General features: G+C 46.2%; 10 protein-coding genes and 1 pseudogene. 4 read left to right on the top strand and 7 right to left on the bottom strand.

The genetic code is table 11. The annotated features are described in order from the left end of the window. Positions 1-177: 177 nt before the first annotated feature. The 5 genes from J7545_RS10845 to J7545_RS10825 all read right to left on the bottom strand — a co-directional run bounded on the left by J7545_RS10845 (position 178) and on the right by J7545_RS10825 (position 6045). Positions 178-1905 carry a succinate dehydrogenase/fumarate reductase flavoprotein subunit gene (locus J7545_RS10845; protein WP_318700340.1) on the bottom strand — a complete coding sequence of 576 codons (1728 nt, stop codon included), beginning with the start codon at positions 1903-1905 and terminating at the stop codon, positions 178-180. A gap of 86 nt (positions 1906-1991) precedes the next feature. Further along, positions 1992-2300: a hypothetical protein gene (locus tag J7545_RS10840; protein ID WP_271940242.1), complete on the bottom strand. Its 309-nt coding sequence runs from the start codon at positions 2298-2300 to the stop codon at positions 1992-1994. Positions 2301-2424: 124 nt separating this feature from the next. Further along, positions 2425-4650 (bottom strand): diguanylate cyclase domain-containing protein, encoded by a 2226-nt coding sequence (locus tag J7545_RS10835; RefSeq protein WP_318719546.1) that lies wholly within the window; start codon positions 4648-4650, stop codon positions 2425-2427. Positions 4651-4763: 113 nt separating this feature from the next. Beyond that, a complete protein-coding gene (ylqF, locus tag J7545_RS10830) occupies positions 4764-5609 on the bottom strand; it encodes a ribosome biogenesis GTPase YlqF (protein ID WP_318699773.1) in 846 nt (281 codons plus the stop codon). 25 nt (positions 5610-5634) lie between these two features. After that, positions 5635-6045: a universal stress protein gene (locus tag J7545_RS10825; protein WP_318699772.1), complete on the bottom strand. Its 411-nt coding sequence runs from the start codon at positions 6043-6045 to the stop codon at positions 5635-5637. Between J7545_RS10825 and J7545_RS10820 the strand changes: the two genes are divergently transcribed. The 4 genes from J7545_RS10820 to smc all read left to right on the top strand — a co-directional run bounded on the left by J7545_RS10820 (position 6044) and on the right by smc (position 11723). After that, a complete protein-coding gene (locus J7545_RS10820; protein ID WP_318699771.1) occupies positions 6044-6175 on the top strand; it encodes a hypothetical protein in 132 nt (43 codons plus the stop codon). The genes J7545_RS10825 and J7545_RS10820 overlap by 2 nt on opposite strands. Continuing rightward, positions 6138-7340 carry a phosphoglycerate kinase gene (locus J7545_RS10815; RefSeq protein ID WP_318699770.1) on the top strand — a complete coding sequence of 401 codons (1203 nt, stop codon included), beginning with the start codon at positions 6138-6140 and terminating at the stop codon, positions 7338-7340. Before J7545_RS10820 ends, J7545_RS10815 begins: the two co-directional genes overlap by 38 nt. A 263-nt stretch (positions 7341-7603) precedes the next feature. Continuing rightward, complete coding sequence (locus J7545_RS10810; protein ID WP_318699769.1) at positions 7604-7852, top strand: DUF4926 domain-containing protein; 249 nt, start codon at positions 7604-7606, stop codon at positions 7850-7852. Positions 7853-8138: 286 nt separating this feature from the next. After that, positions 8139-11723, top strand: a complete 3585-nt coding sequence (smc, locus tag J7545_RS10805; protein ID WP_318719545.1) for a chromosome segregation protein SMC — start codon at positions 8139-8141, stop codon at positions 11721-11723. Position 11724: 1 nt separating this feature from the next. Here the strand turns inward: smc and J7545_RS10800 are convergent, their stop codons facing one another. Both J7545_RS10800 and J7545_RS10795 read right to left on the bottom strand, forming a co-directional pair. Beyond that, the gene (locus J7545_RS10800; protein ID WP_318719544.1) at positions 11725-13032 is read right to left on the bottom strand and encodes an O-antigen ligase family protein; all 1308 of its coding nucleotides are present in this window, start codon (positions 13030-13032) and stop codon (positions 11725-11727) included. A gap of 220 nt (positions 13033-13252) precedes the next feature. Further along, positions 13253-13646, bottom strand: a pseudogene (locus J7545_RS10795) (hypothetical protein); the annotation flags it as partial.

Raw genomic sequence — 13646 nt, 5'->3', positions numbered from 1 at the left:
AAATAAATTCGGAGCGCGATCGCGAACGGGAGAGAGCAAACCTAGCCGAAACTGTTGTTGAGGAACAAAATCAGAAGATTCAACACTTAAGAGAACACCTGCAACAACTGGGTCTCGATCCCGATCATCTCGCCTGATATGGGCTAGATTGGCTCTCTTATACGATCGCCCCCATGCTTAATACTTCCGCTCCTGCGGTTCAAACTGGGTCAGCGTCACCGGACGGTATTGAATATCAATTCCTGCGGCTGAATAAAACGCCAAAGAATGGTTGAGGAAATTGGGATCGTCCCGTTGGGGATAATCTTCGCGGGAATGGGCACCCCGGCTCTCCTTACGATTCAGAGCAGAAGTAAGAATCGTGCGCCCAACCACCATAATATTTTTCAGCTCTAGGGCTTCAATAATCTCGGTATTCCACAACGATCCGCGATCGCCAAGATAAATCCTGCCATATTGCTGTTGCAACTCTTGTGTAATCTCTAACCCCTTCTCCATCGATTCCCGATCGCGGAATACGCCACAATATTGACTCATGGCATCTTGAAACGCTTGGCACAAGGGATTAATACGCTGTTCTCCCTGTTGGTCTAATAACGCTTGAATTTGCTCCTGTGCCTCTTGCAGATAAGGCCCTTCCTCCAAACTCGGTAACTTGCGATCCTGGACATATTGGGCGATCGCCGCCCCCGTCCGTCGTCCATAGACCACACATTCGAGCAGGGAATTACTCCCCAGACGATTCGCCCCATGTACCGACACACAGGCGCATTCTCCCGCCGCAAACAACGCTTCTACAAAGCCCTCTACCCCACTGCGTACCCGGCCATCCGTATCCACCGGAATCCCCCCCATAGAATAATGGGCTGTCGGACGCACAGGCATCGGTTCCTCCACCGCATCCACACCCACCAAGCGATGGGCTTCTTCCCAGCAAAACGGAATGCGGCTCATAATTTTTTCCCGGCCCATGTGGCGCAGATCCAAATGCACAAAGGGCCCTCCCGCGCTGCCATCGGTCTGAATCCCACGACCGGCGCGGATTTCCAGAGTAATAGCTCTAGACGTAATATCCCTGGGAGCTAACTCCATTTTGCTTGGAGCATACTGTTCCATGAAGCGATCGCCCTTACTGTTGCGTAAATAAGCCCCCTCGCCCCGGACTGCCTCAGAAATCAACACCCCAACTGGATATAATCCCGTCGGATGGAACTGTACAAACTCCATATCCTGAAGCGGTAAACCCGCCCTCGCCACCATGGCTAACCCATCTCCCGTCGAAGCAAAATCATTGGAAGTGGTATTAAACACCCGGCCGTAGCCCCCAGTCGCCAACATCACCGCCTTCGCTCGCACCACCTTTAAGCGACCATCCAGGATGTGGTACATTACCAAACCCTTCGCTTCCCCTTCTTCCAGGATCAAGCGCATCACATACCATTCCTGATAGACTTTTACCCCATAGCGGCGCAGATTATTCACCAACTCATGAAGGATTGCATGACCCGTTTTATCCGCAGCATAGCAGGTGCGACGATAGGAATGGCCCCCAAAAGCTCGTTGAGCAATGCGGCCATCCGGTAGACGGGAAAATAGAACCCCCAAATGCTCTAAATCGATCACCACATCTGGGGCTTCTTTCGCTAAAATTTCTACCGCATCCTGATCCGCTAAATAGTCGGAACCTTTCACTGTATCAAAGGCGTGAGCTTCCCAGCTATCCTCAGAATCCACATTCTTCAAGGTAGCTGCAATACCCCCTTGAGCCGCCACCGAGTGCGATCGAATCGGATGAGTTTTAGCCACTACAGCAACGTTCAGACTAGGATCGGTGCGGGCAATTTCCACAGCCGCACGACACCCGGCCAGTCCACCGCCAACAATGATTACATCATGCTCTAACATGGTTTGGTTGATCTTCTCCAACTGGGTCAAGAAACAGGAAATTAGTAGGGGCCCTTCGCCCCTACAACAATACATTACGAATCCGGTTAACCGGCTGCTTGTGCTGGATTTTGGGATGCTCCTGCACGAGAGGAGCGTTTTTGCTGACGCTCTTCAACCGGCATAAATTCAATATGGTTGAGTAAAGTCGTCACAAAGCTAAACAACAGAAACGGTAAAGAAAGAACCAGAATTAATCCCACCGTGGCTAAGGCATAAACCGGACTCCCTGCACCCATTAGGGCCAAGGCGGCTGCTAAACTGATGAAAATTACAATTAACCAGACAATGATTTGTCCATAGATATCTCCAAAGGAGAGGGTGCAATGGAGGCGATAGCTCTGTTGATCGTTCATAAGTTGGTATTGGGGAAAGTTAACATTATTTTAATGAACTAGGGTAAAGGCAGTAGAGGACTTTGGGGCATTTCTCAATAGTTTTCAAAGACTTGCAACATTTTGTTACGTTACCTGCCCCAGATTAAGATTTAACTACAAATTGATTTCGTCCTTGTTCCTTAGCTTCATATAACGCTTCATCCGCTAGAGCAATCAAACTTTCTTTGGATAGTTGTGTTGTAGGAACTAAGGTGGCAATCCCCAAGCTAATCGTCACAGTTGAAGCAACTTTCGAGCTTTCATGGGGAATTTGCAAATCTTCCATTTTGGACTGAATTAACTGGGCAACCACTTTTGCACCATCTTCTGACGTATTCGGAAGCAGGACAACAAATTCTTCTCCTCCATAGCGAGCAACAACATCACTAGCGCGTCGGACTGAATGTTGAATGACTCGAGCGACTTGAATCAGGCAGTCATCCCCCGCTTGGTGTCCATACGTGTCATTATAGAGCTTAAAGTAATCCACATCACATAAAATGATGGATAGGGGTAAGCCATCGCGTTTTAAACGTAACCATTCTTGATAGAGACATTCATCAAATTGACGACGGTTAGCCACTTTGGTTAAGCCGTCTGTATTGGCAAGTTTATGCACCTCATCGAGCATTTTTCGCAGTTCAAACACAGATTTTTTTCGGTCAGTGATATCCCGAAAGTTCACGGATAAGCCATCCCCTAGTTTGACCGCAATAGCATGAAACCAAGCCCGTTCTGTTTGATAATCATAGGGAAACTCTAGTTCTACGTTCCTACCCGTTTCTACCACACTCACATAATGATCGAACAAGCTTCTTAGGTTAGGATTTTTGATTTCTTGAAGCCAAGATTTCCCCACTAGATTAACTGTTTTTATGTGAAAAAAATGGGCAGAAACCTGATTGCAAACAATCCATTCAAAATCAACAATACTACCGCGCCGATCTCGGATAGACTGAAACGCCATAATCCCGTCCATAGAACTATTGATAATACTTTCTACCCGGGATTGAGATTGTTGCAATTTTAGGTTGGCTTGATCGGCTTTTTCTACCGCTTCTATCAATAAATTTGTACCCGAATCGACTTTATCTAATAAGCGTTTATTTTCCTCTTGGATTGATTCCATGATTTGAGAGCCATAATCGGATAGCCTTTGGGCACGATTGATTAATCTATCCAGAGGATCGACGATGGATTTATTCCAACTTTTAAAGTGCAAGTTTCCATAAAGAGCTTCTTCTACGTTTTTGCTCAACTGATTGAGAACATAGCTCACCTTATAAAGGCAGAACCCTCCCCAAGTTATGGCGATTAATAACGCAGATAAATTAATCAAGAGGTGATTGCGAAAATTGATTTGTACGGTTTTAAATATTTGTTGTTCCGGGACTATGATAGCGATCCACCATTGCTGCTCGCCAGGCCAATGATAGGGAGAACTTAAAATCCAATAGTTTTGTTTATTGTGGTTAATGATTTGCAGTCGATCGCTGGATGGATTCTGGAGATGATTTTGAATTTCAGGCACTAAATCGGAGTCGAGAGCGTTTTGTTTCTCAGAAGTCAATGCAGAGTGATTTAAGAGGTTTAGCTGTGGATCAAAAACAAGAATATTTGCGGAAAAATTCCTAGATTTTTCTTGAATATAATCAAGAAACAAATCGAGGTTAAAATCTATTCTACTGACCGCAACTAATTCTTGTTCAGTGTTGTATAAAGGTTGCTTGAGTTGCAGATGGACAGAGTTCTTAGCGTGGGAAGAGGATGGTATAATAGTTATTGTCGGGTTTTCTTCAATTAAGCTGTTTTTATACCAAAATTCTTGGCGCACATCATAGGGAGTAGAAGCAGCCTGGATTTGCTCTTGGATTTCACCTCGATCGTTGAGACGATAGGACAATAAACGTTGCTCTGTTTCACGATTAGCTTGGGTACAAATTGTTTCACCATTTTCTGTACGATGAATAGCGAGTAGGTCTCCGCTATCGTGTAATCCTAAATAAATACCTTGAAGGTGGGGAAAACTGTTGAGGAAGGGCCAAAAACAGTTTTGATTGGATAAGGCACTCTCATCATCTAAGGGAAGGGTGGGATAGGAGTTGAGTAGCTCTTGAGGAAAATCGAGATTAAGGGTGAGTCTGGTTTCTAGGCTATCGGCTACTTCCTGCATCCATTGCAGGGATAATTGTTGGACTAACTGATGGTTTTGGCGCAAGGAGAGCCATCCGGTGAGTGTCATTGCCACTAGGATAGGCAATACCACAGGCACGAGAATATAGATGGATAAAGGAACCGTTTTAGGGGGGTGAAAAAAACGATCGGCCATTAGAATTGGCTCCCTGTGCTAAATCATGCAAACCCTGAGTTAATCTTATATCTTCTACCTGCTTTATGTAAGAGGTCTATTGTACTGAGTGCTGGCCCTGAGATTATAGAAGATTATCGCAAAGGAGGTAATTCCAGGGAGAATAACCCTAAGTGACCTTTACGAAAGTCGGTGAGCAGTTGACAAGCAGCGCGTTCTAAATCTCCGAGGTATTTGGTTTGGGCGAGGGTATGTAAATAGTCTTCACTAGAGAGGTTTTCAGGCTCGACTTCATAGCGCGATCGCAGTTTATCCAAGGTATTAACATGGGTCTTCAGTTGGTACAATAAGTCCAAAAGGGCGATCGCCACCCGCTGATTATCATAACTGGCTTCACCAATATCATCACAAATGGCTAACTTCACCGCATCTCGTTGATCTTCTAACCGCGCTGGAATTACTCCAGGAGCATCTAATAACTCAATATCAGCAGAAATTTTAATCCAGCGTAGTTGCCGAGTTATCCCTGGACGCGCTGCACTGTGAACCACTTTACGGTTCAAGAGCCGGTTAATTAAGGCCGATTTTCCCACATTGGGAAATCCCACCACCACGGCTCGCACGGGACGCGGACGCATCCCTCGGTTACGTCGGCGTTCATTCATCGCTGCACCAGCGGCGATCGCCGCTTGGGTCACTTCTCGAATTCCCTTACCCAATTTAGCATTGGTAAAATAGGGCTTCTCTTGGCGATCGCTAAACCACTGCAACCATAAATCTTGCATCTCTGGAGAAATCATATCCATCCGGTTCAGCACCAGCACTCGCTCCCGACTCCCCACCCACTCCTTCAGTTTCGGGTGTTGTGTCGTCAGGGGAATACGAATATCCCGAACATCTAAGACCACATCAACCCGTTTGAGTTGTTCGGCTAGAGAACGTTCTGCCTTAGCAATATGTCCGGGATACCATTGAATCATAATCAGAATGAGAAAATCAGGAACATTAGGGAATAATCAAGACGGGACAAGGAGAAAGGTTAATCACCTGATTGGTAATACTATCCTTTGGCCCTTCTTCCGTCAGACCAACACCCCGACTTCCCATGATAATCAGCTTGGCATCTATTTCATCGGCGACATCGCAGATCGTAAAGGCTGGGTTCCCTTGCCGTTCTAGGATTTGAGCCTCAATTCCATTCTTAGAAAAGCCAGTTTGGACTTTATTTAAAAGTTCAGCAATTTGCTCATGGGAGGTCATCGGGTCTCTAGAGGCATTCTCTTCAGTGGTCTCACTCTCCAGGACAGAAAGTAAAATCAGATGAGAGCCATAGGTTTTGACAATATCCATCACCACCTCAGTGGCGGCTAAGGTTTCTTGGCTTTTGTTAATCGGAAACAGAACAGTCTTAAACATGGGTCTTACCTCCGAGACACGGACTCCTATACAATGTGGACGATGGCGTAATCAACAACATAACGAAAAATTTTTTGAAGGAGGTTTATCCTGTGCCCAAGAAAACGATCGCCAATTTGTCGGCTTCTGACCTCTCTGGTAAGAAGGTACTGATGCGGGCGGATTTCAATGTCCCCATTGATAATGGGTCTATCACTGATGATACTCGTATCCGTGCCGCTCTCCCTACCATACAGGATTTGACGGGCAAGGGGGCTAAAGTTATTTTAACCTCTCACTTCGGCCGACCCAAGGGAAAAGTGAATGAGTCCATGCGTTTGACTCCAGTCGCTCAACGGCTATCTGAACTTCTGGGTAAAGAGGTGAAGAAAACGAATGATTGTATTGGTGATGAAGTGGCTGCTGCGGTTGCCAGCATGAACGATGGCGATGTGGTGCTACTGGAAAATGTGCGCTTCCATGCTGGAGAAGAAGCAAATGACCCAGAGTTTGTCAAACAGTTAGCTTCTATTGCCGATCTTTATGTTAATGATGCCTTTGGAACGGCTCACCGGGCCCATGCCTCTACGGAAGGGGTGACTAAATATCTGAAGCCTTCAGTTGCTGGATTTTTGATTGAGAAGGAACTACAGTATCTGCAAGCGGCGATCGAAAGTCCCCAACGACCCTTAGCAGCTATTATTGGTGGATCGAAAGTATCGAGCAAGATTGGTGTTATTGAAACCCTATTGGAAAAATGCGATAAGCTCCTGATTGGTGGGGGCATGATCTTCACGTTCTATAAGGCGCGGGGACTGAATGTCGGTAAGTCTTTGGTGGAAGAAGATAAGCTAGAGTTGGCAAAATCTTTGGAAGCGAAGGCGAAAGAACGGGGTGTAGACCTGTTATTACCCACAGATGTAGTGTTGGCTGATAATTTTGCTGCTGATGCTAACTCCCAAACGGTCAGTGTCGATGCGATTCCTGATGGTTGGATGGGACTCGATATTGGCCCGGATTCGGTGGAAACCTTTAAGGCGGCTTTAGCCGATTGTAAGACGGTGATCTGGAATGGGCCAATGGGTGTATTCGAGTTTGAGAACTTTGCTAAGGGTACAGAGGCGATCGCTCGCTCCTTGGCTGAACTGACTAAAACCGGTGCTTCCACTATTATTGGAGGGGGTGATTCGGTTGCTGCTGTGGAAAAAGTTGGCGTTGCCGATCAAATGAGTCACATTTCTACTGGTGGTGGCGCAAGCTTGGAACTGCTCGAAGGTAAGGAACTTCCCGGTATTGCTGCTTTAGATGAAGCATAATTTAGCTGGGGAACAACGGGTAAATTGCCCGATCCTGTAAGTGTTGTTGATCCTCCCTTTTCCTAAGTTGCAGGAAAGAGAGGGTCAATGCTTTTCAATCTCTTCAGTTGTTCCTTACTAATTGAATAATTCCTGTTATCAAGCGATCGGCGAACTTGAAGGAGTAAACGATTGTAAATTACTTGTGGCTACTATTTGGTTACAACGATCTATCGATAGTCAATTTTATTTTGTCACTCTAAAACCTTATCGAGCATAAACCCATGAGTCTAGAACTTTATCAAGAAATTGCCTTAATCCAAGACATTCCAGAATACGGAATGTATCAAGGAGATATCGCCACCCTCATCGATTTTATTCCCCACCCCGACGGCGGCGAAACCGGTTGCACTCTGGAAGTTTTCAATGCAGTTGGTGAATCGATCAAAGTGGTCACAGTTCCCATCTCTGCTGTAAAAACCTTAACCAAGAACGATATTTTAACCACTCGTTCACTGCTCACAGCCTCATGATTCAGTATAGCGATCGCCTACTGATTTATCATATTAATCTTTTTAATCTTTGGGGTAAAATCATGCCTATAGTCAGCTTAAATCATAAAAAGAATTATTCTGATTTATGAAGTTTTACTACCCGTCGAGGTGTATGGCAGTGTTGAATATATCTAAAATCGACTATCGATCTGCACCAAATTGATGAAAGTAAAGATTTGGGATGGGTGAGCATCCCTTGTCCATTCTCGCCAATCCTACGCTAATCTTATTTAAATAACCTAAATCCGTCTAAACACTCAATCCTATGGTTCACGTTAAGGGCGTGCAACTGACCAACTTCAAATCCTTTGGGGGAACAACGACTGTGCCGTTGTTACCTGGGTTTACAGTGATTTCGGGGCCGAATGGGTCGGGAAAGTCTAATATCTTAGATGCGCTGCTGTTTTGTTTGGGCTTATCCAGCTCTAAGGGGATGCGAGCGGAACGGCTGCCAGATCTGGTAAACCATGCGAAGGGAGAGAAACGGAAAGCGACGGTGGAAGCGAGTGTGACGGTGACGTTGGATGTTTCGGATGTGGAGCGCAGTATCTGGGAGGAGGAAGAAGATCCAGAGGGGGAGATTGAATTAGACCCAGAATGGCATATTACGCGCCGCCTGCGGGTTACGCCAGCCGGAACTTATACGTCAACCTATTATATGAATGGGGAGGCTTGCACCTTAACCCAGTTACATGAGCATCTGAACCGGCTGAGAATCTATCCGGAAGGCTATAATGTGGTGCTTCAAGGGGATGTGACGAGTATTATCTCCATGAATGGGAAGGCGAGACGGGAAATTATTGATGAGTTGGCGGGGGTGGCTCAGTTTGACCGTAAGATTGATTTGGCGAAGGAGAAGTTAGCGGAGGTTAAGGAGAAGGAGGAGAATTCTCGGATTATAGAACAGGAGTTAATTTCTCAGCGCGATCGCCTTGCCAAAGACCGAGCGAAAGCGGAAAAGTATCAAACCCTACGCACAGAACTGTTGCAGAAACAGGAGTGGGAAGTGGTATTGCGCTGGCGCTCTTTACGAGCGGAGGAAGGAAAACTGAGGGAAGCGATTGAAGCGGGCGATCGCACTCAAGGTGAATTTCAGGATAACTTAGAAGCGCTGAATACTCAAATTTCCCAGGTGAGTGAAGAACTCGATGGATTGAATGCGCGGGTGAAGTCTTTGGGGGAAGAACAGTTATTGGCGCTCCAGTCTACGTTAGCGACTCAACAAGCGCAACTGAGTCAACTGGAAACTCGGCAACAGGAACTCGAAAGCACGGAACAGCAGTTAAAACATCAACGAGAAAAAACGGAACATGACATTCATCAAGACCGGCAAACCCTGGACACGATTCAGCATCAATATAATTTGGAAACTCAGGCTTTGTCGGGATTGCAAGATAGTCGGGATGAAGCTCAGGCTAGTTTAACCCAAACGCGGGAACAGGCCCAGGCGATCGCTTCTGCGTCTCAAGAATGGGTAGATCGACAAACGGCTTTGAATCACAATATCGAAGAGATTCTCAAAACCCTAGAACCCCAACGCACCGAACAAGCGCAACTAACCGAGCGCCAAAGCCAGTTAACCCGTACCCTAGAAGAACAGAATACTCGCATTGCCACCCTAGAACCGAATATTGCCAGCCAACATGAAAGCGCAACCGGGTTAGAAGTGGAAGTCATTGAGTTATCCCAGCGCATTCAGGTGGTCGCTCAAACCCTTTCAACAGCAGAATATGACCAGCAAACCCAGCAGCAAACCCAGAAAAGATTGCTGAATGAACAACGGGACAAACAACGACAACTCGATAAACTAGAGGCGCAAGTACAGGCCCAGCAAGAAGCGGCGGGAACTTACGCCAGTAAACTGATTATGCAAACCCAGATCCCTGGCGTTCATGGGTTAGTCGCTAGTTTAGGTCAAGTGGATTCTCGCTATCAGTTGGCTTTGGAAATTGCGGCGGGGTCGCGGTTGGGAAATATGGTTGTAGAAGATGATAACGTAGCTGCCCAGGCGATCGCTCTGCTGAAACAAAAACGAGCTGGACGCGCGACTTTCTTACCCTTGAATAAGATTCGCCCCGGTCGCCGTCCAGATAAGGGTTTCAGCGCTGAAGGCTTTATCGACTACGCGGTCAATCTGATTCAATGCGATCCTCGTTATGACACGATCTTTGCCTATGTTTTTGGCAGTACTGCCGTATTTGCCACCCTCAACGCCGCTCAATCCCATATTGGCAATCTGCGCATGGTTACCCTAGAGGGGGAACTGCTCGAAGCCTCTGGAGCGATGACTGGGGGCAGTCAGTCCCAGCGAGCGAGCCTGCGTTTGGGTATGGGTACAGCTAGTTCTGAATCAGCCCAGCAGAGGGCGCTAGCAGACCGGATAAATGAGATTGAAGGACTTTTGGCTCAAATTGAAGTTGAACAGGGACGTTTGTCAGACGCGACAAAAGAAGCCTCTGCAGAGTTGATGGAGGTTAGGGGGCAGCACCGGGAAAAACAACTGCAACTGGAGCAATGCCGAAAACAGATCCAAAGCGATCGGCAACAATGCGATCGCGCTCGGGAGCTTTTAAGTCAAACGGAACATGACTTGAATCAAACTCGCACCCGTTTAGAGTACTTGAATCGGGAACTGCCTCAACAACAGAGCCAACTGGATGAGTATCGGCAGTCTTTGGCTCAGTTGGAAGAAAATCAAGCACCGAAGGAGTGGCAGGCGATTCAAGAGCAACTGCGGGAAAAGGAAAGTGTGTTAGATCGGCGAGAACTGGCTCTGAGAGGATGCGAACAACAGTTACAGGAATTGGATAAAAAACGCGATCGCACCAATGAGAAAATTCGCCAAGGTTTAGAGCGGGTGAACGAACTCAAGCAGAATGAGTCTACCACTATGAGCCAAAATACCCGCATTCGTCGCCAACAGGCGGATATTAAGGGGCAGATGGCGCAAACAACGGGGCAATTGGCGATCCTGGAAGAAACCCTAGGGGCGGAAAAACAACAACGGGATGCGGTGGAAGAGAATTTGCGCCAATTGCATCTCAACCGTCAACAATTGCAATGGCAACAACAGAAACTGGCGGAAAACCAAAATACCCGTCGCCAAAATCTGATTGCGCTGCAAAACCAGATTCAAGAGGTGAAAGCCGAGTTGCCCGTTCCCTTGCCCGAAGTTCCGGAAAAACTGAAGATGAAGGAACTCGAACAAACTTTGCGCCAACTGCAAAAACAACTGCAAGCCTTGGAACCGGTGAATATGTTGGCGATCGAAGAATACGAACATACCACCGAACGCCTGGAAGCTCTCAGCGAAAAACTGGCGATTCTAGAAAAAGAGCGCACAGAACTCTTACTCCGGGTAGAAAACTTTACGACTCTGCGCTTTCGGGCGTTTATGGAATCCTTTGATGCCGTGAATGAAAACTTCCAACAGATCTTTGCCGAACTTTCGGAAGGGGATGGACATCTGCAACTGGATAATCCTGAAGATCCCTTTAGTGGCGGACTGAATTTAATTGCCCATCCCAAAGGTAAACCCGTGCAACGTCTGGCATCGATGTCTGGAGGAGAAAAATCCTTAACGGCTCTGAGCTTTATTTTCGCCCTCCAGCGCTATCGTCCTTCCCCGTTCTATGCTTTTGATGAAGTAGATATGTTCCTCGATGGCGCGAATGTGGAACGGCTCTCGAAAATGATTAAAAAACAAAGTTTGGGTAGTGCCCAATTTATTGTTGTCAGTCTCCGTCGTCCCATGATTGAAGCCTCGGAGCGCGCGATCGGTGTGACTCAAGCGAGGGGTGGATTTACTCAGGTGTTGGGGATTACGAATACGAGTGAGGTGGCTTCTTAGGTTACTCTGCTATAGGTTTACTGCTTGTATTCACGCTTACCGATAGTGTCCACCAAGCTATATGGGTAAATTGAGCGCATTCAAACCAGGTTACAGTGAAAACTAAATAGGCGATCGCTACTGCCAACAGTTTCCGGTTTGGCGATCGGACAAGCAGGAAAATACCATATCCCCACAATGCCGTATAAGATAGCATTCCCAAAATTCCCACTGATAAAATTGTATCCAAAATTAGGTTATGAGCTTTATAGGTAATCAAAGGTACAGTATGCAAGTTGCCATTTTCCCTCACTACATCGTAACTTAAATGACCCAAACGGACGACATGGGGAGTATTTTTTAGCGATCGGATATAGGGATAAGCAATGCCGAAACCATTGAAACCCCAGCCAAATAAAGGGCGTTTGCTGATGCCACGAGTGGCTAACTCCCACAGGTATATTCGGTCTGAAGTCATTTGTTTAATCCCAGACAAACCTGAAATTTGTCTGGTGGTAGTCATGACCCCAATCATTAGTATAAAAACTAAAATAATGGGGATTACTCGTCGATAGTATTTCCTTCCTGACAAGTATAAAATCCCGACGATGAAAGCAACAAGAGCCATCCGAGTATTGGCTAAAAGAAGAGCGATTATAATGGGAATAATTATCGTCACTGTTGTTGGCAACGACACCCATCTGAGCTGTCTGCAAGCAACCGCCATCACGCCAATGGCTGCCAACACAAATGCGGCATGACCGCGATGGGAGTAGAAACCGATGGGTTGATGATTCTGAAAAATAGTGCTGACGAGGATATTATCTCGCAGTAATTGTCCGGTGGTTGCTGTGTAGTCAATGCGCCAGTCAAGCAGTTGCGGAAAGGTACTCAAAGCCAGAAGAATGCCACCGATGAGAAAACCGTAGAGTTGAGCGGGCAATAGTTGGGGATATCGTCTTAAAACGAGGGTATTACTGAGAGTGAAAGCTGCGACAAGCAACCAGTAGAGCCAACCATCTCCCATCTGATCTTGACCGAATAGAGAGCGAATCGGAAACGGACTCAAGAGAGTAGAAATGAATCCAATCAACAGAAATATTTCCCAGAGAAGTTTACAGGTAAACCAACTCTTGGGAATGTGTAGAGTATCCCAATTTTTCCACAGTAAGTAGAGATTGCAGATGACAATCAGAGCCAGTACCGCACATTTGGGTTGAGTCCAAATTTCTCCCCGACTGCTTCCCCAAGGATTAATGATAACGATACTGAGCGTAAATAATAGGGTGTAAATTATTTTTGTTAATTGAATCACGGTAAGTATAGTCATTTCAAATAACAATGAAGTAGGGTGGGCAATGCCCACCTTACAGATTGACTCACATCTGAATTTAATATCAAATCCGCTTAAAGAGTTGTCATTGCGACCGGAGGGAAGCAATCGCCAAGATTGGGAGACAATCCAGATTGCTTGATTCCACTAGCGCGACCTTCGCCATGACATACTGTAACTGATTATTCGGACTTGAGATAACTTCTGACTTCAACTCTCACTCCTTCCGCTTCCTCAAACCCATAAATTTCCAGACTCCAAAAGCACCCAACCCGATTAAACCCCAAACCGAATTGGATTCTGGTACCTTCTGCTTTTTCGTTTCTTCTTCAGTGACTATTGGACGCATCTTAAAACTGCCCACATTTTTATCAAATGCCAGTTGAATCGGAAAATAGGTTTCTTCTGTATTGCCGATAAAATAATCGATATCAGTTACTTTAAACCGGGAAACACCCGAACCGAGTAAGGAAAGAAAATCGACTCTATCTCCGGGACTAAACTCTCCCAGAATTAGGTCATCAACCATAACCGTAAACAAATCGTCTTCACCCACAGGAAAATCTAGAATTTCTGTAAATAGGGTGTCATCGGTGGCGACAAATTCAAAT

The sequence above is a fragment of the Roseofilum sp. SBFL genome (genome assembly GCF_017746885.1).
Classification (GTDB): domain Bacteria; phylum Cyanobacteriota; class Cyanobacteriia; order Cyanobacteriales; family Desertifilaceae; genus Roseofilum.
The sequence above is the reverse complement of the archived record's forward strand: the minus strand, read 5'-3'. Positions and strand labels throughout refer to the sequence as shown.